Here is a 22234-nt window from a genome sequence, read left to right on the forward strand (position 1 = left end):
TCGCCGCGCTGGATGACCCGAGTACCAGCAGTGACAACGGAGCGCATGAAGGACCCCTTCCCTTGCGCCTCGACACAGGAAGGGGCCCGGCGGGCATGCCGAAGGGCCCGTCGCCGGTATGGCCGACGGGCTCCTCGACGTTTAGCGGTGATGCAGGGTGTTTCGCCGGGGTTGTCGGAGCGGATCCCGATACTGGGGTGGGATGAACTCCGGTAATCCATCGGCGGCCATCCGTACTTCCCAGTCGCCGTGGTGAATCAGGCGGTGGTGGAAACCGCACAGCAGCACCAAGTTCCGGAGATCGGTGGGGCCGTCGTCTGCCCAGTGGATGATGTGGTGGGCGTGGCAATTCTTGGGTTTGCGATGACAGCCAGGGAACGCGCAGCCGCCGTCCCGGATGTTCAACGCGCGTCTTTGCCCTGGGGTGACGAACCGTCTGAGTCGTCCTACGTCGAGGGGTTCTCCGGCCGTGCTCATCACGACCGGCAGCATCAGGCAATCGCAAGCGGCGAGCCGGGCTTCCCGCGCGGTCATCGTCCCCACGAAATCCAGGCACGCAGTCCCGAGACCTGACTTCAGCTCATCGAGCCCGATGGTGACGTGGACGAGGGTGCGGTAGCCGCTGGTTCCGGGTTGGTCGGGGCAGGCGATCGCGAGGTCGAGGAGTTCGGCCCAGGCGTCGCCCAGGCGTTCGCATTTCATCCGCAGATCAGCCTGGCCGAACTCGTCCACCGGCCGCGGCTGGGCATACGCCTCCAGCGCAGCGGCGGTGCGGGCACCGGTCTCATCATCCAGCAGCCCGGTCAGTTTCCAGAATCCGTCCCGGCGGCGTTCCAGCGTGATTTCGCGGCGTGGTTCCTTGGGTTCGGGGTCTTTGGGTTCGTTGCCGTCGGGGTCGAGCCAGCCCAGCAGTTTTGCTTCGGCGTCCACCAACTGGTGGGGACCGGCATTCGGGGCGAGGTCGGCGAGGATTTTCTCTGCGACCGCCCGATCCTCAGCCGAGGTGTCGGCAGGGAGCCTCTTCAAGATCTCCAGAATCTGGTCGATCCGCTCATCCCCGACCAGCCCCTCGGCGGCGACCGCGGCCGTCTCGGGTGCCACGGCCGGGGCTTCGGTGCCATCCAGGTTCCGCGTCGGATTCAAAGCGATCGCCCGCTTCACCACCGCGCCCGCCTCACCACGCGACAACCCCGCCATCTCCGCGAACCAACTCGCCGTAGTCCCATGCCCGAACAAATCCTTGGCGCCCCGAGACTCGACCTCCGCCAAAAACCGCCCCAAACCAGCGGTCGCCACCCGAATCACCCGCAAAGACTGCAGCACGCCATGGGCAAGCTCCAGCTTGCCGGCACGCCACAGCTCCTGCGGCAACTCAGGAAGAAAGGTCTCGGGCACACCTCAATAATACCCGAACAAATAGAACACATGTTCGTAATTTTAAGCGACTGCGAAAACCAGCAAACAACACTGAAGGGTGATCGACTCCGAAAGCGCCGCTACACCCCGAAGCCCCCGGCTCCGAGATGAGGACAGTTTTACCGTCAGCGCCAACGACTTTCCCGGCCAGACTGGTCCCTCCGCACCGAGAGAGGGGACAGTCATGACCGAGGAAGTCCGGAACCGGCCGGTGGAGATGCCGGGCAGGCTCAAGCTCGTCCGCGGTTTCCTTTGGGTGCAGGCGGTCCTCAACGTCCTCGCGAGCGCGCTCGTGACCGCCCTGGCGATCAACGAGCTCGAGCACGGCAACGAGGAGGCCGGTCTCGTCCTGGCGCTGGCGATCCTCGGTTTCGTGGTCGCCGTGGTGCTGATCGCTTGCGCGATAAGGATTTCCCGCGGTTCGCCTTGGGTGCGGCCGACGATCGTCGCGGTGGAGGGACTGGTCGTGGTCATGGGACTGGTCAGCCTGGTCAACGGCGGGGCGATCACCCAGCTGATCGGGATGGGCATCGCCGTCGGCGTGATCGTCGTCCTCAACAAACCCGAGGAAAGCGCCTGGTTCAAGCGCTGACGAGATCGATCCGGTACCGCACTTCGGACAGCTGGACGTCCTCGCCGGGCATGGTGTCGGTCTTGGTCGCCCCGTCCGGCACCCAGCCTCCGGCCGCGTAGAAACGCTGGGCACGTTTGTTGGTGTCGAGCACCCAGAGCGTCGCCTCGCGGTGTCCCGATTCCCGTAGCGCGGCCACGGCGGTGTCGAGCAGCAGCCTGCCCAGCCCGGTGCCCCAGCGTTCCGGGTCGAGGTAGATCGCGCGCAGTTCGCCGCGGATCCGGTCGACGGCGGTGAAACCGAGGAGCGTTCCGTCTTCGACCAGGACCAGGATGTCGCCCTGGTTGGCGGGGTCGGCGAGGGTCCGCTGCCAGCGGGCGGCCCGGCCCTCGACGGAAAGATCGCGGAGGTAGAGCTCGGGCAGCAGGCCCTGGTACGCCGACTGCCACGACCGCACGTTCACCTCGGCGATCGGCCAGGCGTCCTCGACGGTCGCGGGGCGGATCATCGAGCTTTCCATGCCGCGAAACCGGTCAGGATCGCGAGCGCGAGCACCATGGCCAGCGCGATCCCCCAGCCCGCGCCGGTCACGCTCGAACTGCTCGGCATCGCGTAGAACAACGCGCACACCATGACGATGCCGCCTCCGGCCACACCGCCGAGGAAGGCGACGCCGAAGGCCGCCGGCCTGAGCAGCACCCCGAGCGCCGTCCCGGCCAGGAGCAGCACCGCGACCACGAGGTGGATCGCTCCTTCGTCGGCCCGGCTCGACGAGTAATCGATCAGCTCGACGGCTTCCGTCACCAGCCCGGCCGCGCAACCGGCCCCGGCCACGAGGGCGGCGACGCCGAGCGCGTCCCGCGGTTTCCCCAGCGCGAGCCGGAAACTCCGGTCACGCCGTACCGCGATCAGCGCGCAGACGGCTCCCGCGAGCAGGAATCCGTCGGTGAGGACGAGAAGCGCCGGGCCGTACGGCATCGCCGAGAGCAGCGCCAGCCCGCACAGCGCTCCCGGGCCTGCCATCCGGCGCGTGTTCCGCAGGAGCATCGCGATCCCCGCCGCGCTCGCGAAGACGACGAGCGGCAGCATCACCCAGCCGCCGTCTTCGAAGAAATCCTCCAGACTGCTGCCGAGCGAGAACGCGATGGCCACGAGGTACACCGCGGCCGCGATCGCGAGCAGCCCCGCGGCGACGGCGAACGGGTCGGTCTTCGACACCGGCGCCACGGGCGGCGCGGGGACGGCCGGAACGGGTTCAGGGGCCGCTTCGGGCACCGGCGCGGTCTCCGCGACGACCCGGCCCTCGACCCGTACCACCGCCTCGCCGGTCGGCCCGGTCACGGTGACCCGCGCCTCGAACGCCCCGAGTTCTTCCTGCTCCAGCACGATCTCGGCCTCGTCGCCGTCTTCGGTCACCCGCAGCCAGGAATGGGACGACGCGAACCGGCACGCCCGCGCGATCGGCGGTCCCGCCAGCCGGATGCGCGCCGCCGGCCGCGATCCCCGGACGACCTCTCCGAACCGGACCACCTCGGATTCGGCCCGCACCCGCGCTTCCCGCCGGGCGAGGTCGGCGGCCTCGGCGATATGCCGGATGTCGGTCTGCGCCATCGTGGTGAGCACTTCGTGCGCGCCGATGGCGACGGACAGGTTCTCGCTCGTCAGCCGCCGCTGGAGTTCCGTCACCGCGCCGAGGCGGGTGAACATGTTGGCATCCTCGCTCGCCGCGCGCAGATCGGCCGGGACCGGCGACGGTTTGATCCGGCGGCGCCTGCTCCTGGCCAGATACAGCTCGCCCTGCATCTCGATGTCGCGGCTGGGGGTCTGGTTCGGGTTCCGCTCCCGGACGCTGTCGAACAGGTAGTCGTACAGCTCGCCGAGCGCGATCCAGCCGTCCTCGTCGCGGTCCGCGTCGCCGGTGCGGAGGCCGTCGACCAGTGCCGAGGTGAACACCGACGGCCGGACGTGGTCGTCGGCGAGCTGGTCACCCTCGAAGGCGTACTCGATGGAGTTCGACGCGGTGATCACCGCCCGGCCGCGGCCGCCGAAACCGCCGGCCGGGAACGCGTCGAGCACGTTGGCCTCGCCGGTGGCGCGCACGGCGACCCCTTGGCTGAAGGCGCCGCCGTAGCAGCAGTCCAGCAGGAGGACGATGCTCCGCGACCGGCTCATCCGCAGGCAGCGCTGGACGAAATCGGCGGGCACGGCGGTCGACGCGAGCCGCTCCGGCCGGGTGTTACGGGCGGCGAAGAACAGCTCGCCCGACTCGCTTTTCAGGCCGTGGCAAGAGAAATGCACCAGCAGGACGTCGTCCGGCGCGCTGTCGGCGAACAGGTCCTCGACGCGGCCCGCGATCACGTGGGCGGTCTCGTCGCGCACCACCTGGACGTCGAATTCGCTGATGGCGCGGTCGCCGAGGACTTCGGCGAGCGCTTCCGCGTCGGCGGCCGGGGACCGCAGCGCGCTCAGCCCGGGGTTGTCGTACTCCCCGTTGGCGATGATGAGGGCACGCCGCGCGCCGGTCATGGCGACGAATGCCTGCTCACGAAGAGATCGACGAGCTTGTCCTGGTCGGTGAGCGTCGCTTCGGACAGCTCCAGTACGTCGCCGTCGATCTCCAGCCGCACCGTGCGCTTCACCCGTCCGCCGCGCGAAAGCCACTCGCGCACAGCCACGACGACCGAACGCAGACCCTGCGCGGACTGCCCCAGCGTGACCAGCAGCCCGCCCACCGTCGCGACGTCGAATCCCCGCGAGCCGGGCGGCGCCGGGCCGGCGGGCAGCGCCTTCACGTCGGTGATCCCGCGTTCGACCAGTTCCCCTCGAAGGTATCCGGCGAGCTGGTCGACCCGTTCCGCGTCGGCCCCGTCCTCGCCGAGCTGGACCCGTACCGCTGCTGTCATCCCGGCCTCCCTCGCCCGTACGGAAGAGGAAAGCCCCTAAGCCCGTCCGGCGGCAAGGTCCGATCGGGCAGAGCTGTTCACGTCAGCTTTTTTCCAGGTACTCCACGCGATCTTCGTCGACGACGTCGGCGATCATGTGCGCCAGCCCCAAGTAATTACCCAAGGCAGGATCCTTTTCGACGATTTCCAACGCGCGGGCCCTCGCCTCGGCGATGACGTCCTCGTCGCGCAGCAGCGAAAGCAGCTTCAGGGTCGACTTCTTCCCCGACTGCGCGGCGCCGAGGATGTCGCCCTCACGGCGCAGTTCCAGGTCCATTCTGGACAGTTCGAAGCCGTCCGTCGTGGACTCGACGGCGGCCAGCCGCTCGCGGGTGGTGGTCCCGTCCAGGGTTTCGGTGACCAGCAGGCAAAGCCCCGGCACGCTGCCCCGGCCAACCCGCCCGCGCAGCTGGTGCAGCTGGCTGATGCCGAACCGGTCGGCGTCCATGATCACCATCGCGGTCGCGTTCGGCACGTTCACGCCGACCTCGATCACGGTGGTGGCGACGAGCACGTCCAGGTCGCCCTTGGAGAACGCCTGCATCACGGCGTCCTTGTCGTCGGGAGGCATGCGGCCGTGCAGGACCCCGATCTTCAAGCCCTTCAACGGTCCTTCGGCCAGCTCGGGCGCCACGTCGAGGACCGCGAGCGCGGGCCGCTTGTCGCCCTTGTCCGACGCCGGTTCGTCACCGATCCGCGGGCAGACGATGTACGCCTGGTGGCCCTTGCCGCATTCCTCGCGGACCCGCTGCCACGCCCTGTCCAGCCAGGCGGGCCGCTCCGCGACCGGTACCACCGACGTCTTGATCGGCGACCGGCCGACCGGCATCTCGCGCAGCGCGGAGATCTCCAGATCGCCGTAGACGGTCATCGCGACCGTGCGCGGGATGGGCGTCGCCGTCATGACGAGCACGTGCGGGCTGGTCTCGTCCGAGCCGCGGGAGCGCAGCGCGTCCCGCTGCTCCACCCCGAAGCGATGCTGCTCGTCGACCACGACCAGGCCGAGATCCGCGAACGACACCGTGTCCTGGATGAGCGCGTGCGTGCCGACGACGATCCCGGCCTCACCGCTGACCGTCTCCAGCAACGCCTTCTTGCGTTCCTTGGCGCCCATGGACCCGGTCAGCAGTGTCACGCGCGTCGCGTTCTCAGCGCCGCCGAGCTCGCCCGCCTGCCCGAGGTCGCCGAGCATCTCGCGCAGCGACCGGGCGTGCTGCGCGGCGAGGACCTCCGTCGGCGCGAGCATCGCCGCCTGCCGCCCGGAATCGACGACCTGCAGCATGGCGCGCAACGCGACCACGGTCTTTCCGGAGCCGACCTCACCCTGCAGCAGCCGGTTCATCGGATGCTCGGTGGACAGATCCCTGGCGATCTCCTCGCCGATCTCCTGCTGGCCCGCCGTCAGCGCGAACGGGAGCCGCTTGTCGAAGGCTTCGAGGATGCCGCCGTCGGTGTGCGGACAGGCTTTCGCGGGCCGCGAGACCAAAGAATGCCTGCGCTGCGCGAAGATCAGCTGCACGGCCATGGCTTCGTCCCATTTGAGCCGGTCCCGCGCGGAGTTCAGCGCTTGCCAGCTCGACGGGCGGTGGATGCCGCGCAGCGCGCTTTCCAGGCTGGGCAGGCCGTACCGGGCGAGCAGCTCGATCGGCATCGGGTCCTCGTCGACCTCCAGCACGTCCAGCACCTGCCGCACGGCCTTGGCGATCACCCAGGTCGGGATCCCCTGCGCCGCCGGGTACACCGGGATGATCTCGGCGAGGAAGTCGTCCATCGCCTCGGCCTGGCGCTCGGCGTCGAACAGTTCGTACTCGGGGTTGGCCAGCTGCAGGACGTCGCGGAAGGCGGTGACCTTGCCCGCGAAAAGCCCGTTCTTGCCGGGCACGAGTTCCTTTTCGCGCCAGGCCTGGTTGAAGAAGGTGCACTGCAGGCGGCGTTTGCCGTCGGTGATCACCATTTCGAGCAGGGTGCCGTTGCGTGCCTTCATCCGGCGCTTGTTGACCCGCTCGATACGCGCCATCACGGTGGCGTGCTCGCCGAGTTCGAGCCCGGCGATATCGGTGAGCTGACCGCGTTCGGCGTAACGGCGCGGGTAGTGCCGCAGGAGATCGCTGACCGTCTCGATCTTGAGGCCCTTGGCGAGCGCCTTCGCCGTCGCCGCGCCGACGACCAGCTTGAGGTCCGCGCGCAGGTTGGTCATGCGGTCACTCCACCCCCATCAGCAGCACGGCGTCGGTCTGGCCGCCCGCGTAACTCGTCACTTCGACCTCGGGATGCTCCAGGCGCAGCTGATCGGCCAGCTCACCGGGAAGCCGGACCGGCGCGTCCAACCCGGTCAGCACGGTGACCAGCTCGCCGCCGAGGGCCAGCATCCGGTTCAGCACGCCGACCGCCGCCGCGACCAGGCTCGTCTCCGAGGCGGGCGCGGGCTCGATCAGCACGACCTCACCGTCGACGAGGCCGACGACGTCACCGGCCTGCGCCCGGCCCACCCAGGTTAGCGACTCCTCCTGCGCGATCCTCAGTTCGCCACGCCTGGTGGCGGCGGCCGCCTCGGCCATCGCGACCACGTCGTCGTTGGTGCGGCGGCCCTGGTCGTGGACGGCGAGCGCGGCGAGCACCTGGACGGGTGACACGCACGGGATGACGACGACGTCGCGATCCGCGGCCATCGCGTGCCCCGCCGCCGCGTCGGCCGCCGCCGTCAGCTCCTGACCACCGGGAAGGACGGTGACGTGATGCCCGGCGGCCTCGTTGATCAGGCCCAGCATCTCCTCGACCGTCGGCTGGACCCCGTGCGGGACCGAAAGCACCGCGACCCCCTCCGCGCGGAGGAGTTCGGCCAGCGGCCCGCCGTGGACCACGGCGACCACCGAACGGTCGATCCCGCCGCCGACCTCGACCGGGGTGGGCGTGATCAGCGGCTCGACCCGGACCCGGCGGGGGCGGCCTAGCTCGATCCCCGCCTCCAGCGCCGCGCCGATGTCCGCGCAGTGGACGTGGACGGCGTACGCGCCGGCGCCGTCCCCGGCGACCGTGACGCTGTCGCCGAGGCCGCTGAGGGTCTTGCGAAGCCCGGGAAGACTGGCTTCGTCGACGCCGTCGAGCAGGTACATGACCTCCCAGGCCGTCGGCGACTCGATCGTGTGGTGGTGGTGATGCGCCTCGAGCGGGTGGTCCGGCTCGGTGAGGCCGCCGGTGATCACGCCGTGCAGGGCGTCGAGGACCGCGACGAGGCCGCGCGCGCCCGCGTCGACCACGCCGGCCACCGCCAGGACGGGCAGCTGCTTCGGGGTCTCTTCGAGGGCTTCGGCGGCCACGCTCGCCGCCGCGGCGGCCACCTCTTCGAGTGAGCCGGTCGCGTCGCGGACGGCCGCGGCGACGGTGTGGAGGACGGTCAGGATGGTCCCGGCCACCGGACGGCTGACCGCGCCGGTGGCGGCCCTGTCCGCGCAGCCGAGCGCCTCCGCGAGCCCCGGCCCGTCGAGCTCCCTCGCGGCCGCCGACTCGGCGATCCCGCGCACGACCTGCGACATGATCACGCCCGAATTGCCCTTGGCCGCCGCGACCGCGCCCTTGGCGAACGCCGCCAGCGCCTCGGCGGTCGTCGCCGGCTCGGCGTCGGCCAGCGCGTCGCGGGCCGCGGTCATGGTGAACAGCAGGTTGGAGCCGGTGTCGGAGTCGGCGACCGGGTAGACGTTGATGCCGTCGATCGCCGGCCGGAGCACCGCCAAGCTGTGCACACAGGCCGCCGACCAGGCCGACACCGCCGCCACGTCCAGCACCCGCACCCCGTAACCTCCTAGCTGTTCCAGCGAGGGTATCGACCCGGTGCCGGAGGGCTCTGAGCCACTGGTTACTATGGTCGAGTTGCCCAGCATGCTGGGCGCGTCATTCTTTGTCCCAGATCCAGAGGAGTTCGACGTGGCTGCCGTGTGCGACGTCTGTGGCAAGGGACCGGGCTTTGGCAAGTCGGTCTCGCACTCCCACCGGCGTACCAACCGCCGGTGGAACCCGAACATCCAGACCGTTCACGCCAAGATCGGTCTGTCCCAGCGCAAGCGCCTGAACGCCTGCACCTCGTGCATCAAGGCGGGCAAGGTCGTTCGCGGCTGAGCCGGGTTTTTGGGGAATGGCGGGTGCTCTCCGGAGCACCCGCCATTTTTTATGTGTGCGGAGTTTCAGACATTCCCCAGGCGACTCAGTAGCACCACCAGTCACAACGGCGGCGCGTGAAGGCCCCCTTCCCTCGGCTGAGCCGAGGAAACTCGACCTTCACACCTTCCCGAGTACATGAAGGACCCCATCCTTGCGCCTAGGTACAGGAAGGGGTCCTTCACGTACTTCGGCGAAACCTCAGGAGTCGCACCGGTCACTGCTGTCACGGGATGCGCGTGAAGGCCCCCTTCCCTCGGCTGAGCCGAGGGAAGGGGGCCTTCACGCGCAACACAAGAGGATCAAGGGAGTTTCCAGTCCACGGGACCGGCGCCCTGCTGCTCCAGCAGCTGGTTCGCCCGGCTGAAGGGCCGCGACCCGAAGAAGCCGGCGTGCGCCGAAAGCGGGCTCGGGTGCGCCGACTCGATGCACGGCACCTTCCCCAGCATCGGCTTCAGGTTCCGCGCGTTGCGGCCCCACAGGATCGCCACCATCGGCTCGTCCCGGGCGGCGAGGGCCTTGATGGCCTGCTCGGTGACCGCTTCCCAGCCCTTGCCCTGGTGCGAGTTCGACTTCCCCGGCTGCACCGTCAGCGACCTGTTGAGCAGCAGGACCCCTTGGTCGGCCCACGGCGTCAGGTCCCCGTTCGACGGCAGCGGGTGCCCGAGGTCCTCGCAGTACTCCTTGTAGATGTTGATCAGGCTCTTCGGGATCGGCCGGACGTCCGGCGCCACCGAGAAGCTCAGCCCGACGGCATGCCCGGGCGTCGGGTACGGGTCCTGGCCGACGATCAGCACCCGCACGTCGTGGAACGGCTGCTGGAACGCCCGCAGCACGTGTTCACCCGCCGGGAGATAGGTCCGGCCCGCGGCGATCTCCGCGCGGAGGAACTCCCCCATCGCGGCGACCTGCGGCGCCACCGGTTCGAGGGCCTTCGCCCAGCCTGCTTCGACGATGTCCTGCAGCGGTCGTGCGGTCACGGCGTGCGAGCTTACTCACGTCAGGCGAGCCGCCGGAGTTCGACCCGGAACCGAGCCGCGCGCTCGACATACCCGTCGACGACCAGCTTGATCATGTCCGGCCCGAACGAAGTGTTCGGCCGCGTCTTCGCCGGGACGCCGAGCGCGATATGCCCACTGTCCACATAGGACCCGTAGGAGAGAACCGCGCCCGCGCCGACCATCCCGCCGTCCTCGACGACGGTTCCGTTCAGCACCACCGATCCCGACGCGATCAGGCAGCCCTCGCCGATCCGCGCGCCTTCGATGTGCACCGAATGCCCGACGGCGGAGGACTTCCCGATGATCGTCGGCTCCTTGCGAGTGCAGTGCAGGACGCAGCCGTCCTGGACGTTCGACCGCTCGCCGATCTCGATGTACCCGTGGTCGCCGCGCAGCACGGTCTGCGGCCACACCGACGCGAACGCCGCGATCCGGACGTCGCCGATCACCGTCGCGTCGGGGTGGACGTAGGCGTCCGGGTGGATCGACGGTTCGAGGTCGCCCAGTGCGTAGATCGGCATGCGTTCTCCTAGACCAGCGGCTTGCCGTAGCAGATGCTTTCCGGCTCGTCCTTGTAGTACCCGAAACCCGGGATCTCCCGGTATCCGGACGATTCGTACAGTGCGATGGCCTCGGGCTGCTTGTCACCCGTCTCCAGCACCATGCGCAGCCGTCCGGCCTCGGCGGCCGTCCGTTCCAGGTCGGCGAGGATCGCCCTCGCCAATCCGCGGCCTCGCGCCGAAGCCATCACGAACACCCGTTTCATCTCGGCGTCGCCCGGCAACAGGGGTTCCGGCCCATCGTGCGCCCGCCAGGCACCGCAAGCGACCGGGACGTCGTCGAGGTAGGCGGCGATGAACAGCCCCCTCGGCGGGGCGAACTGCGCCGCGTCCATCGGTGTCTCGTCTTCGCTGCCGTACCGGGCGGCCAGTTCGAGCTGCGCTTCGGCCAGCAGTTTCACCGCGTCGGGGTGGTCGTAGGCCAGCACACGAAGGTCCATGGGCGCGAGATTAGCGAGAAGACTCGCCATCCCCAAAGCAGATTGCACCCCTACCGCCAGTGCTGCCAGCCACTGTCGTGCCCGTACCGCTTCCCGTCCACCGTCACCCCCGAATCCGGCATGGTGACGACGCCGATCTCGGTCCAGCCCTCCGGGAGGTCCGCGAAGGCCGGGAATGTGGCCGCGAACGCGTGGTCCTCGCCGCCGGTGAGCACCCATTTCAGCGGGTCGGCGCCGAGCGCGGTGCCGACCTCGGTCAGCCTGCTCGACACGTCGAGGTCCGCCGTCCGCACGTCGATCCCGACGCCGGAGGCCTCGGCGATATGGCCGAGGTCGGACAGGAGCCCGTCGGACACGTCGATCATCGACGTCGCGCCGCCGTCGGCCGCGCGGATACCCGCCTCGTAGTCCGGCTCGGGGCAGCGCTGCGCGTTGACCACGCTGACCGGTGAGCGGAACCCCCGGCCGAGCACGGCGAGCCCGGCGGCGGCCCAGCCGAGCCGCCCGCAGACCGCGACGACGTCGCCGGGACGCGCGCCGGACCGGGTCACCGGTTCCCGGCCGCCGAGGTCGCCGAGGGCGGTGACACTGATCACGATCTGGTCGGCGCGCACCATGTCGCCGCCGACGATCCCGATCCCCGCGCGGTCGGCTTCGAGCCACATGCCCTGGGTGAGTTCGGTGACGAGTGACGTCGGCGTGTCCGACGGGCACGCGAATCCCATGAGGACGGACGTCGGGCGCGCGCCCATGGCGGCGATGTCGGTGAGGTTCACCGCGACCGCCTTGCGCCCCACCTGCTCGGCGCTGGACCAGTCGAGCCGGAAATGGACGCCCTGCACGAGGACGTCGGTGGTGGCCACCGTCCGGCCGTCCGGGGTGGCCACGACGGCCGCGTCGTCCCCCGGTCCGAGCAGTGTCGTCTCCGGCTGTTTCCGGCCGGCGGTCACCGCCTCGATCAACCGGAATTCACCGGTCCCGGCGACCGTGCCGTCGTTCGGTGACACCCGTCACCTCCACTTTCCCTTGTCCGGACAAATATCGATCACCGATAGTCGGATGCCCTAGGTTTTTCCCGGGGCTGGCGATACGTTGCTACAACGTTCCTACCTTGAGCCGACTTTTACGAAGGGGCGCGCCGTGGTCCACGCATACATCCTCATCCAGACCGAGGTCGGCAAAGCGGCCGCGGTCGCCGCGGAGATCTCCACCATCCCCGGTGTCACCAGTTCGGAGGATGTCACCGGCCCGTACGACGTCATCGTCAAGGCCGCGGCCGACACCGTCGACCAGCTGGGTCAGCTCGTGGTCGCCAAGGTGCAGAACGTGGAGGGCATCACGCGTACGCTGACCTGCCCGGTCGTCCACCTGTGACGAGTGGTGTAGTTGTCCGGTGGCTGACACGGACACCGGCGCACCGCCGAAACCCCTGCTGATCGCGGCCGCCTGCCTGGCGATCCTGCTCGTCGCGGGCGTGGCCGTCTTCGGGCTGACCCGCGGCGCGGAATCCGGCGCCCCGGCCGCCGATGGTCCGCTCCCGCTCGTCCCGGTCCCGGCACCGCAGTCGGGGTCACCCGAATGCGCGAAACTCGTCGGCGCGCTCCCGCACGAGCTCACGTCGTCCGGGAACACGCTGGTCCGGCGGAAGCTGGCCGATCCCGCCCCCGAGGCGACGATCGGCTGGGGCACCGGCGACCCGGTGGTCCTGCGCTGCGGTCTCGGCAAGCCGCCGGAGCTCACCCGGACCTCGCAGCTGCGGACGATCAACGGCGTCCAGTGGCTGCAGGTCGAGGGCGAGGGCACCGCGACGTGGTTCGTGGTGGACCGCCCCGTCTACACGGCGCTCACCGTGCCGGACACCGCGGGGACCGGGCCGCTGCAGACCGTTTCCGAGGTCATCGCCGCCAATCTCCCCGCGGTGCCGCTGCGCTTCTGATCAAGGCAGCAGAAGACTTTTCCCGGTGTACCGCCGCGCCTCGATGTCCGAGTGCGCGGCGGCCGCCTCCGCCAGCGGGTACGTGCGGCCGATGACCGGCGTCACCTTCCCGTCGGCCGCCTGCCGCAGCACTTCCCGCACGCGGCGCGCATTGTCGGGCCAGAACCCGACCAGCTGCGCCATGTCCACAACGGACAGCCGTGCGCGGTCGGCGTCGCCGAGCACGGTCTCCGCGCCGCTGGACATGCCGTAGCCGGAGAAGCGGCCGCCGTTCCTCAGCAACGCGAGCGAGGCGGCGCCGAGCTCCCCGCCGACGCCGTCGAAGACCACGTCCAGCCGATGGCCTCCGGTGAGGGCGAGGACGTCGCCCGTCCAGTCCGCCGCCGAGTAGTCGACCGGCTCGGCTCCCAGTTTCCGCGCGATCGCCGCCTTTTCGGCGCCGCGGACCGCGGCGAAGACGGTCGCGCCCGCCGCGCGGGCGAGCTGCACCAGCACACTGCCGAGCCCGCCGACGCCGGGTGCCACCAGGATCCGCTCCCCCGGGGAGACCGGGGTCTTCTCCAGCAGCGCCAGCGCGGTACTGCCGTCGTCGAACAGGGCCACCGCGTGCAAGGGATCCAGCCCGTCGGGAATCCCGAACGTGTCGTCCGGCAGCGCGACGACCGTGTCCGCGTATCCCCCGCCGTACCCACCGGGCGCGTGGGTGAGGACCTGCTTGCCCAGCCAGGCCGCGTCGACACCGGCCCCCACCGCGTCGACGGTGCCCGCCACCGACCCGCCCGGCACGTACGGCGGCTCGACCGCGAACACGTCGGGACCGTCACCTCGCCGGATGAGGGCGTCGAGCCAGCCGACCCCGGCCGCCGTCACCGCGACGCGAAGCTCGCCCTCCGCCGGTTCGGGTGTCGGCACTTCGACCTGCTCCAGGACGCCGGGATCACCGAACCGGGACACTCTGATCTCACGCATGATCGCAAGCTATGACCTCCAGTTCGCTGGAGGTCAAGCGAGCACGGTGATCAGCGGTTTGAGCGCGGAATGGAGTGCTTCGCGCGAGCAGCCCGCGTAGCCGATGAGGTTTCCGAACACCGTCGGCGTCCCGGCGAAATGCCGGGCCAGCCCGTCGAGCCGGATCCCGGCGCGTTCCGCCGCCGCCATCCGCGCCGCCTCGTCGGCCGCCGAGCCGCACGGGACGACCAGATGCGCGCCCGCGTCGTCGCCGAGCACCGGGATCCCCGCCGACGTCAGCGCGGCCGAAACCAGTGACCGGCGCTCCGACAGTTCCCGCCGGAGTTTCCGCAGGTGCCGGCCCAGATCGCCGTGCCGCGCCAGTTCGGCGAGCACGCGCTGCCCGGCGGGCGAAGGGCGTGTCCCGGTCGCTTCGCGGTACTCCAGCACCGCGGCCGCGACCTGCGACGGCGCGACCATCCAGCCCGCGCCCAGGGCAGGCGTGAGGATCTTGCTCGTGGTCCCCAGATGCGCGACGACGTCGGGCGCGAGCGCGGCCAGCAGCGGCAGCGGCGCGACGTCGAACCGCAGCTCACCGTCGTAGTCGTCCTCGATCACCAGCATGCCGTTGGCGCGCGCGAGTTCGACCAGGTCGACGCGGCGGGACGCGCTCATCCGGCTGCCGAGCGGGTACTGGTGCGCGGGCGAGCAGTACACCGCCCGGACGTCCGTGGGAACGGCGTCCGGGCGCAGGCCCTCCTCGTCGACCGGGACGGGCACGACCTCCATCCCCGCCCGCCGGAACGCCTGCACCGCGCGCTGGTAACCCGGCTCCTCGATCGCGACCCGGTCACCGCGCGAGAGCATCGCGCCCGCGAGTTCGATCACCGCGGCCGTCGTCCCGCCGGTCGCGAGCACCGTTCCGGCGGCGAGGCCGCGGTGGCGCAGCAGATGCTCGGACACCGCGTCCCGGTACGCGGGCAGACCGGCCCTGTCCTCGCGATAGGTCGGGCGCGGGTCGGCGGCGGCCCGCCACGCGCGGCGCCAAGCGGCTTTCTCGATGCCGTCGGCCCAAGGAACGCCCGGCGTGAGGTCGACCAGCGAGGGCGGCTTGGCGGGGATGCCCGGAGCGGGCCCTTTCGACGGCCGGTCCGCGGGCGGCGTGGTGGTGACGTACGTGCCGGAGCCGTGGCGGCCGGCGATCCAGCCCTCCGCGTGAAGCTGCTCGTACGCCGCCGACGTCACCGTGCGGCTGACGCCGAGACGGCTCGCGAGTGCCCTGGTCGAGGGCAACCTGTCGCCGCCGCGCAGATGTCCGTCGCCCGCAGCCGCGCGCAACGCGTCGGCCAGCTGGACCGCGAGCGGGACGAGCGAATCGCGGTCGAGACTGACCGGCAGAGCGGTGTCGGACATGGTGTACTCCGCGCTTACGGGAAGTGGCCTTCTCAAGTATAGGAGAATTGGACATTATTACAGGCCACTCTCGTGGGTGAGACTGCTCGCATGTCGACCCCGCTCTCTCCCACCGACCGGACCACCCTCGGCCGCAAGAAGAACCGCGCCCTCACCGACCGCTCGGCGCTGTACTCGGTGCTCGACGAAGGCCTGGTCTGCCACCTCGGTGTCGTGCGCGACGGCGTCCCGCTGGTCATCCCGACCGGCTACGGACGCGACGGCGACACGCTCTACCTGCACGGATCGACCGGCGCGAGGAGTATGCGCGACTCCGACGGCGTCGAGGTCTGCGTCACGGTGACCCTGCTCGACGGCATCGTCTACGCGCGCTCGGTCAACAACCACTCGATGAACTACCGCAGCGCGGTGATCCTGGGCAGGGCGGCCGCGGTCACCGATCGCGACCGGAAGATGCATGGGCTCCGCGTGCTGACCGACCACCTCGCGCCCGGTTCGTGGGAGCACGCGAGGGACGTCAACGCGAAGGAGTTCGCGTCCGTTTCGGTCCTGGAGCTGGACCTCACCGAGGCTTCGGTGAAGATGCGCGGCGAGGGTCCCGACGATCCCGAGGACGAGGTCGCGGCCGATCTCTCGTGGGCGGGGGTGCTGCCGGTGCGGACCGTGTTCGGTGAACCGGAGCCGTCGGCGGATCTCGTCGGTGAGTGGACGGTGCCGGACCACGTGAAGCGGCGGGTCGGGTAGTGGGCCTCGTGAGTGGTAAGGACGGTTAGAACCGTCCTTACCACTCACGAGCGGTGGCGCGGCAGCCGCACGGTGAACGTCGTCGCCCCCGGCACACTCTCGACCTCGATCGTCCCGCCGTGCGCCGAAACCAGCGACAGCACCACCGAAAGCCCTAGTCCGGTCCCGCCGTTGCCGCGTGTGCGGGCGGTGTCGACCCGGTAGAACCGGTCGAAGATCCGCTCCCGCGCCTCCGGCGGGATCCCGGGCCCGGCGTCGCTCACCCGCAGGACGACCTCCGAGTCCGAAGCCGTGGCCGACAACGTGACCGGCGTCCCCGGCGGGGTGTGCACCGCGGCGTTGGCGAGCAGATTGTCCAGCACCTGCCGCAGCCGCACCGGATCCGCTTGCAGGACAACACCTTCCGGAAGCGCGCCGACGCTCAGCGGGTGCTCCGGACGGCCGGCGGCGAAGGCCTCTCCCGCGTCGGTGACCAGCTCGGCGACATCGACGTCGACCAGCCGCAGCGGTGCCTCAGTCTCCGGCGCGTCGAGACGCGCGAGGAGCAGGAGGTCGTCGACGAGCACGCTCATCCGCTGCGTCTCTTCCCGGATCTTCGACAGGTGCGCCTCGCGTTCGGCGGGTTCGTTCGCCGCGGCGTAGCGGAAAAGCTCGGCGTAGCCCCGGATCGACGTCAGCGGCGTGCGCAGTTCGTGGGAGGCGTCGGCGATGAACCGCCGCAGCCGTTCGTTCGCCTCCCGGCGCGCGACCAGCGAGGAATCGAGGTGCGCCAGCATCACGTTGAACGCCGTCCGCAGTTCCTCGACTTCGGCACCGCCGCCGCTCGCCTGCGCGCGCACCGGGAGGTCGGCGTTCGTGGTGAGGTCGTGCGAAGCGATGTCGTGCGCCGTCCCGGCCATGTCGCTCAGCGGGCGCAGCCCGCGCCGCAGCACCAGCCGCCCCACGATCACCAGCACCGCCAGCGCCAGCAGGAACGCGACGACCTCGACCATGATCAGCTGGCTGACCGTCCGGTCCAGATCGGCCTGCGGCGCGGCACTGACCAGCACGATGTTCTGCGCCGGCTCGATCGGGCAGGCCCGCACCCGGTAGGTGCCCTTGTCCTCGATGTAGACGGTGCGCAGGACCTCGGTCCGCGTCGCGTCCTCGGCGACCTTCGCCAGTGCCTTCGTGTCCGGCGGCAGGGAACCACCCGCCTGCGGCTGCGCGTCGCCGTCCCGCACCGCGAAAACCGCCGAGAACCAGCCGTAGGCCTGCTGCGGTTTCCCGCCGTGCGTGGTGCGCAGCGACGGCACCTGGCTGATCTGGGTCTTGGCGAGCTGCTCGTCGAGCCGGTCGTTCAGATAGCCCTTCATGATGCCGACCATCACGGTCCCGACGACGGCGAACACGACCAGCGCCAGCGCGCCGAGCCCGAGCGCCAGCCGGGTGCCGAGCCTCGACCGGCGCCAGGCGTCGAACCACCGGCGCAGCATCTTCATCTCGCCGCCTGCCGGACGACGTAGCCGACACCGCGCACGGTGTGGATCAGCGGTTCGCCGCCCGTGTCGAGTTTGCGGCGCAGATGCGAGATGACCAGTTCGACCACATTGGACCGGCCGCCGAAATCGTATTCCCAGACGTGGTCGAGGATCTGCGCCTTGGTCAGCACCGAAGGCGAACGGCGCATGAGGTAGCGCAGCAGTTCGTACTCGGTCGGGGTGAGCTCGGCGGGTTCGCCGCCGCGGGCGACCTCGCGGGTGTCCTCGTTCAGGGTCAGGTCACCGACCCGCAGCACCGCCGCCTTGGCCTGGTTGGTGCTCCGCCGCAGGACGGCGCGCAGCCGTGCCATCAGTTCCTCGACGGAGAACGGCTTCACGAGGTAGTCGTCACCGCCGCGGGTGAGCCCGGCGACCCGGTCCGCGGTCGCGTCCTTCGCGGTCAGGAAGACCACGGGCACCGCCGTCCCCGACTCGCGGAGCTTGTCCAGCACGGTGAACCCGTCGATTCCGGGCAGCATCAGGTCGAGCACGACGATGTCGGGCCCGAATTCGGCGGCCTTGGCCAGCGCGGCCTCCCCCGATCCGGCGGTGACGGCCTGCCAGCCCTCGTAGCGGGCGACGGTGGCCACCAGGTCGGCGATATGCGGCTCGTCGTCCACCACCAACAGGCGGACGGGGTTCTCGGTGTTCACCACGCCATCCTCCGTGAACGCGCGCGCGAGGGCGAGGCGGGAGCGCACACGACAGGAAGCCGACAGCTTCCGCCAAGAAAGGTCACAGGTTGGCACAGCAGGCTCCGTACGTGAACCGGACCGGAAGGGGCCACGTGTGACCACCATGACGCAGACCGCCGCGAGACCGCGCCCGGCGATCCGTCCCAGGATCGCCGCGCGCGCCGGGCTCTTCCTCTTCCTCGGCGCCAACGTGGCCGCCGTGACCATGCTCTTCTTCGCCGCTGGGCCGTCGGACAACGTGCTCATCAGCGTCGGCAGGCTCGCCGGGCTGTACGGGGCGCTGGCGATGGCGTTCCAGCTGCTGCTGGTCGCCAGGCTGCCGTGGTTCGACCGCCGCCTCGGCATGGACCGGCTCACCGGCTGGCACCGCTGGACCGGGTTCACCCTGCTGTGGACGCTGCTCGCCCACTTCGTGTTCATCGTCTTCGGCTACGCGCAGGTCGAGGACACCGGCGTGGCCGTCGAGTTCGTCACGATGGTGACCAAGCTCGAGGGGATCCTGCGCGCGGTCGTCGCGTTCGCGCTGATCCTGCTCGTCGGCGCCGTTTCCGCCCGGTTCGCCCGGCGCCGCCTGGCGTACGAGACCTGGCATTTCATCCACCTCTACACCTATGCCGCGGTCGTGCTGGCGTTCAGCCATCAGATCGCGCTGGGCGGATCGTTCGCGTCGTCGCCGGGGGCGCAGGTCTACTGGTGGGCGGTGTGGGGTGTCGCGCTCGGCTCCGTCGTCGCGGGCCGGGTGGTGCTGCCGCTGGCGCGTAACCTGCGTCACCGCTTGAAGGTCGTCGCCGTCGTCCCCGAATCCCGCGACGTCGTCTCGGTGTACATCTCCGGGAAGCATCTCGACAAGATGCCCGCGCGGGCAGGCCAGTTCTTCCTGTGGCGCTTCATGACCCGGGATCGCTGGTGGCAGGCGAACCCGTTCTCGCTGTCGGCCGCGCCGGACGGCCGCACCCTGCGCCTGACCGCGAAGGCCGCCGGTGACGGCAGCGCGTCCCTGCGGTCGCTGAAGGTTGGCACCCGGGTGTTCGCCGAAGGCCCGTACGGCGCGTTCACCACGATGCACCAACGGAAACCGAACGCGTTGCTCGTGGCGGGCGGCGTCGGGATCACCCCGATCCGCGCGCTGCTGGAGGAGATCTCCGGCCACGTCGTGGTGCTCTACCGCGTCCGCGACGAACGCGACGCCGTCCTCCTGCCCGAGCTGATCGGGCTGGCGCGGGCGCGCGGCGCGGTCGTCCGGGTCCTCAGTGGACCGTCCGATCAGGCCGGTCCGGTCCTCGGCGCGCCCAACCTGCGGCGGATGGTGCCGGACATCGCCGACCGGGACGTCTTCGTCTGCGGCCCGCCGGGGATGACCTCGGCGACGCTGCGCAGCCTGCGGGAGCTGCGGGTGCCGTCCCAGCAGGTCCACGCCGAACGCTTCAGTCTCGCCGCCTGAGTCAGGGAGTCCCGATCATGAAGAAGACCATCGTCGCCGCGACGGTCGCCCTTTCGGCCGCCGGTTTCCTCGGTGTCTGGCTGTACGAACCGGGTCCGCTCGGCTCGGAAACCGTCGCGGTCGCGGCGCCGAGCCCGTCCATTTCGGACGGTGGCGCCTCCGAAGGCGCCGAACGCACCGTCGACGGTTCGGTGGAGAGCAACCGGTACGGCACCGTCCAGGTGCGGCTGGTGATCTCGCCCGAGGACAGGATCTCCGAAGTCCGCCTGCTGCAACGGCCGACGAGCGGACGCGGGGTCGCGGCGATCCCGGTCCTGCAGGCGGAGACGCTGACCGCGCAGAGCGCCGACATCGACACCGTCTCCGGGGCGACGTCGACGAGCGAGTCGTACGTCAAATCCCTGCAGGCGGCGCTGGACGCCAGATGAACCGCGTCGAGCAGGTGATGGGGCTGCCGGTCTCCGTCGACGTCCGGGCGGGCGGGGACCTCGTCGATCACGCGATCGACGGTGTTTTCGGCTGGCTGCGGGAGGTCGACGCGCGGTTCAGCCCGTTCAAGGCAGGCAGCGAGGTCTGCCGCTACGACCGCGGCGAACTCACGCCGTCGGAGCTGAGCGACGATCTTCTGGAGATCCTGTCGTTGTGCGATCACTATGAGCGGTTGTCCGGCGGTGCGTTCACCGCCCGTCTCCCCGGCCGTCGGCTCGATCCGAACGCGGTGGTGAAGGGCTGGGCGGTGCAGCGGGCGTCGGCGTTGCTGCTGGCCGAGGGCCTGGACGTCTTCTGTGTCAACGCGGGCGGGGACGTGGTCACCTCCGGCGAACCGGAACCCGGCCGCGCTTGGCGGGTCGGCATCCGGCATCCCGAGCGGCCAGACGCGATCTGCGCCGTGGTCGAATCGTCCGGTGGCGCGGTCGCGACCTCGGCGGAATACGAGCGTGGCGCGCATATCCTGGACGGACGGACCGGGCGCCCGCCCGCCGGGCTGCTGAGCGTCACGGTGGCCGCCGGCGACCTCGTCACCGCTGATTCCCTCGCCACGGCCGCCTTCGCGATGGGGACCGAGGGGATCGCCTGGGTCGCCTCGCAACCGGGCTGCCAGGTGCTGGTCATCGACGCGGAACGGCAGGTGCACCGGTCGCCAGGCCTGCGGCTCGCTTAAACCGTTGGCCGGGCTTCGCGGGCTCAGGCAGACTTCGGCGTCATGACCTCTGTCGTACAGAACTTCTTCTTCGACTGCGCCGACGCCTACGAACTGGGCCGGTTCTGGAGCGGCGTCGTCGGCAAACCGATGGCCGACGACGACGTGCCGGGCGATCCCGAAACGATCATCGAGATGGACAACGGAGTCACGCTGTTCTTCGGGCAGGTCCCGGAACCGAAGACGGTGAAGAACCGGATCCATCTCTGCCTCACGCCGGACATCCCACGCGACGAGGAGGTGGAGCGCATCCTGAAACTCGGCGCGACCCTCCTGCACGACCGGCGCAAGCCGGACGGCACCGGCTGGGCGGTCCTCGCCGACCCCGAGGGCAACGAATTCTGCGTACTGCGCAGCGCCGCCGAAAAGGCCGCCACCGCATGACGGACTACCTGACCGTCAACCGGGCGAACTGGGACGAACGCGCTCCGGCGCACGCCGCTTCGGCGGACTACGGCTACAAGAAGTTCGTCGCGGACCCGTCGCACCTCAGCGGCGTGGTCACCTTCGACCGGCCGCTGCTCGGCGACGTCTCCGGCGCCCGGGGAGTGCACCTGCAGTGCCATATCGGCACGGACACGCTTTCGCTGTCCCGCCTCGGCGCACGGATGACCGGCCTCGACTTCTCCGCGCCCGCGCTGGAGATCGCGCGAGGGCTGGCCGCCGAGACCGGCGCGGAGATCGACTACCACGAGTCCGATGTGTACAGTGCCGCCGACGTGCTGGGCGCCGGGGAATTCGACCTCGTCTACACGGGGATCGGCGCGCTCTGCTGGCTGCCGGACATCGCCCGCTGGGGACAGGTCGTCGGGAGGTTGCTGAAGCCGGGCGGGCGGCTGTTCATCCGGGAAATGCACCCGATGCTGGGCACTCTCGACGAGACGCAGCCGCTGATCACGCCGCGCTACCCGTACTTCGAGCATGCCGAACCGCTGGTGTTCGACGAACCGGGGACCTATGTGGACACGGACGTTTCGTTCCAGCACAACCGGACGCACGAGTGGAACCACGGGCTCGGCGAGATCGTCACTTCGCTGCTCGACGCCGGGCTCACGCTGACGCGGCTGGTGGAGCACGACAGCGTGCCGTGGAACGCGCTGCCCGGGTTCATGACCCTGAACGAGGCGACCGAGGAATGGCGGCTGACCGAGGATCCGCGGCGGCTGGCGGCGAGTTTCACGCTTGAAGCCGTGAAAGGCTGATGAGCGTCGGTCCGTGCAGGCCTGGGGTGCTAGAGGTGGTGTCGCGAAAGCC

The 22234-nt window shown here is 70.1% G+C and carries 24 protein-coding genes; 10 read left to right on the forward strand and 14 right to left on the reverse strand.

Annotated elements, in window-relative coordinates; translation table 11 throughout:
- Positions 1 to 141 precede the first annotated feature (141 nt).
- Entirely contained in the window at positions 142 to 1395 is a 1254-nt protein-coding gene (locus tag H4W30_RS11170; RefSeq protein WP_192742782.1) for an HNH endonuclease signature motif containing protein, read from the reverse strand.
- A 205-nt stretch (positions 1396 to 1600) separates the two neighbouring features.
- Between H4W30_RS11170 and H4W30_RS11175 the strand changes: the two genes are divergently transcribed.
- Complete coding sequence (locus H4W30_RS11175) at positions 1601 to 2008, forward strand: hypothetical protein (protein WP_192742783.1); 408 nt, start codon at positions 1601 to 1603, stop codon at positions 2006 to 2008.
- Here the strand turns inward: H4W30_RS11175 and H4W30_RS11180 are convergent.
- From H4W30_RS11180 to H4W30_RS11200, 5 genes are all read right to left on the reverse strand, one after another.
- Positions 1998 to 2495, reverse strand: coding sequence for a GNAT family N-acetyltransferase (locus H4W30_RS11180; RefSeq protein ID WP_225949281.1), 498 nt, complete (start codon positions 2493 to 2495; stop codon positions 1998 to 2000). The two genes, H4W30_RS11175 and H4W30_RS11180, sit on opposite strands and share 11 nt — an antisense overlap.
- Positions 2492 to 4513 carry a caspase family protein gene (locus H4W30_RS11185; RefSeq protein WP_192742785.1) on the reverse strand — a complete coding sequence of 674 codons (2022 nt, stop codon included), beginning with the start codon at positions 4511 to 4513 and terminating at the stop codon, positions 2492 to 2494. The genes H4W30_RS11180 and H4W30_RS11185 overlap by 4 nt, the downstream gene beginning before the upstream one ends.
- Positions 4510 to 4890, reverse strand: coding sequence for a hypothetical protein (locus tag H4W30_RS11190; protein WP_192742786.1), 381 nt, complete (start codon positions 4888 to 4890; stop codon positions 4510 to 4512). Before H4W30_RS11190 ends, H4W30_RS11185 begins: the two co-directional genes overlap by 4 nt.
- An 82-nt stretch (positions 4891 to 4972) precedes the next feature.
- Positions 4973 to 7126: an ATP-dependent DNA helicase RecG gene (recG, locus tag H4W30_RS11195; RefSeq protein ID WP_192742787.1), complete on the reverse strand. Its 2154-nt coding sequence runs from the start codon at positions 7124 to 7126 to the stop codon at positions 4973 to 4975.
- A gap of 4 nt (positions 7127 to 7130) precedes the next feature.
- Positions 7131 to 8717 (reverse strand): DAK2 domain-containing protein, encoded by a 1587-nt coding sequence (locus H4W30_RS11200; protein WP_192742788.1) that lies wholly within the window; start codon positions 8715 to 8717, stop codon positions 7131 to 7133.
- Between the two features lie 133 nt (positions 8718 to 8850).
- Between H4W30_RS11200 and rpmB the strand changes: the two genes are divergently transcribed.
- Entirely contained in the window at positions 8851 to 9042 is a 192-nt protein-coding gene (rpmB, locus tag H4W30_RS11205) for a 50S ribosomal protein L28 (RefSeq protein ID WP_007031450.1), read from the forward strand.
- A 341-nt stretch (positions 9043 to 9383) separates the two neighbouring features.
- Here rpmB and H4W30_RS11210 read toward each other — a convergent pair whose 3' ends face one another.
- Genes H4W30_RS11210 through H4W30_RS11225 form a run of 4 tightly spaced genes read right to left on the reverse strand, consistent with a single transcriptional unit; the run spans position 9384 to position 12089 of the window.
- The gene (locus tag H4W30_RS11210; protein WP_192742789.1) at positions 9384 to 10061 is read right to left on the reverse strand and encodes a uracil-DNA glycosylase; all 678 of its coding nucleotides are present in this window, start codon (positions 10059 to 10061) and stop codon (positions 9384 to 9386) included.
- Between the two features lie 20 nt (positions 10062 to 10081).
- Entirely contained in the window at positions 10082 to 10603 is a 522-nt protein-coding gene (locus H4W30_RS11215; protein WP_192742790.1) for a gamma carbonic anhydrase family protein, read from the reverse strand.
- 8 nt (positions 10604 to 10611) lie between these two features.
- On the reverse strand, positions 10612 to 11082 hold the full coding sequence (locus tag H4W30_RS11220) for a GNAT family N-acetyltransferase (RefSeq protein WP_192742791.1): 471 nt from the start codon (positions 11080 to 11082) through the stop codon (positions 10612 to 10614).
- A gap of 50 nt (positions 11083 to 11132) precedes the next feature.
- Positions 11133 to 12089, reverse strand: a complete 957-nt coding sequence (locus H4W30_RS11225; protein WP_126733582.1) for a thiamine-phosphate kinase — start codon at positions 12087 to 12089, stop codon at positions 11133 to 11135.
- Between the two features lie 133 nt (positions 12090 to 12222).
- On the opposite strand from H4W30_RS11225, the gene H4W30_RS11230 reads away from it, so the two are divergent.
- Together H4W30_RS11230 and H4W30_RS11235 are read left to right on the forward strand one after the other, a co-directional pair.
- Complete coding sequence (locus H4W30_RS11230; RefSeq protein ID WP_007031456.1) at positions 12223 to 12456, forward strand: Lrp/AsnC family transcriptional regulator; 234 nt, start codon at positions 12223 to 12225, stop codon at positions 12454 to 12456.
- A 19-nt stretch (positions 12457 to 12475) separates the two neighbouring features.
- The gene (locus tag H4W30_RS11235) at positions 12476 to 13018 is read left to right on the forward strand and encodes a DUF3515 domain-containing protein (protein ID WP_192742792.1); all 543 of its coding nucleotides are present in this window, start codon (positions 12476 to 12478) and stop codon (positions 13016 to 13018) included.
- Here the strand turns inward: H4W30_RS11235 and H4W30_RS11240 are convergent, their stop codons facing one another.
- Both H4W30_RS11240 and pdxR read right to left on the reverse strand, forming a co-directional pair.
- A complete protein-coding gene (locus H4W30_RS11240; protein ID WP_192742793.1) occupies positions 13019 to 13987 on the reverse strand; it encodes a zinc-binding dehydrogenase in 969 nt (322 codons plus the stop codon).
- A gap of 33 nt (positions 13988 to 14020) precedes the next feature.
- The gene (gene pdxR / locus H4W30_RS11245; protein ID WP_192742794.1) at positions 14021 to 15379 is read right to left on the reverse strand and encodes a MocR-like pyridoxine biosynthesis transcription factor PdxR; all 1359 of its coding nucleotides are present in this window, start codon (positions 15377 to 15379) and stop codon (positions 14021 to 14023) included.
- Positions 15380 to 15469: 90 nt separating this feature from the next.
- On the opposite strand from pdxR, the gene H4W30_RS11250 reads away from it, so the two are divergent.
- A complete protein-coding gene (locus H4W30_RS11250; protein ID WP_192742795.1) occupies positions 15470 to 16123 on the forward strand; it encodes a pyridoxamine 5'-phosphate oxidase family protein in 654 nt (217 codons plus the stop codon).
- Between the two features lie 44 nt (positions 16124 to 16167).
- On the opposite strand, the gene H4W30_RS11255 is transcribed toward H4W30_RS11250, so the two are convergent.
- Positions 16168 to 17604 (reverse strand): sensor histidine kinase, encoded by a 1437-nt coding sequence (locus H4W30_RS11255; protein WP_192742796.1) that lies wholly within the window; start codon positions 17602 to 17604, stop codon positions 16168 to 16170.
- Positions 17601 to 18296 carry a response regulator transcription factor gene (locus H4W30_RS11260; protein ID WP_192744054.1) on the reverse strand — a complete coding sequence of 232 codons (696 nt, stop codon included), beginning with the start codon at positions 18294 to 18296 and terminating at the stop codon, positions 17601 to 17603. Before H4W30_RS11260 ends, H4W30_RS11255 begins: the two co-directional genes overlap by 4 nt.
- 145 nt (positions 18297 to 18441) lie before the next feature.
- Here H4W30_RS11260 and H4W30_RS11265 point away from each other — a divergent pair, with 145 nt between their 5' ends.
- From H4W30_RS11265 to H4W30_RS11285, 5 genes are read left to right on the forward strand one after another with little or no spacing between them, the layout of a single operon-like run.
- On the forward strand, positions 18442 to 19779 hold the full coding sequence (locus H4W30_RS11265) for a ferredoxin reductase family protein (RefSeq protein WP_225949425.1): 1338 nt from the start codon (positions 18442 to 18444) through the stop codon (positions 19777 to 19779).
- 17 nt (positions 19780 to 19796) lie between these two features.
- Positions 19797 to 20207 carry an FMN-binding protein gene (locus tag H4W30_RS11270; protein ID WP_192742798.1) on the forward strand — a complete coding sequence of 137 codons (411 nt, stop codon included), beginning with the start codon at positions 19797 to 19799 and terminating at the stop codon, positions 20205 to 20207.
- Positions 20204 to 20941 carry an FAD:protein FMN transferase gene (locus H4W30_RS11275; protein WP_192742799.1) on the forward strand — a complete coding sequence of 246 codons (738 nt, stop codon included), beginning with the start codon at positions 20204 to 20206 and terminating at the stop codon, positions 20939 to 20941. Before H4W30_RS11270 ends, H4W30_RS11275 begins: the two co-directional genes overlap by 4 nt.
- Positions 20942 to 20983: 42 nt before the next feature.
- Positions 20984 to 21364 carry a VOC family protein gene (locus H4W30_RS11280; RefSeq protein ID WP_192742800.1) on the forward strand — a complete coding sequence of 127 codons (381 nt, stop codon included), beginning with the start codon at positions 20984 to 20986 and terminating at the stop codon, positions 21362 to 21364.
- Positions 21361 to 22182, forward strand: coding sequence for a class I SAM-dependent methyltransferase (locus tag H4W30_RS11285; RefSeq protein WP_192742801.1), 822 nt, complete (start codon positions 21361 to 21363; stop codon positions 22180 to 22182). Before H4W30_RS11280 ends, H4W30_RS11285 begins: the two co-directional genes overlap by 4 nt.
- The last annotated feature ends 52 nt before the right edge of the window (positions 22183 to 22234 follow it).

Source organism: Amycolatopsis roodepoortensis, assembly GCF_014873915.1.
Lineage (GTDB): Bacteria > Actinomycetota > Actinomycetes > Mycobacteriales > Pseudonocardiaceae > Amycolatopsis > Amycolatopsis roodepoortensis.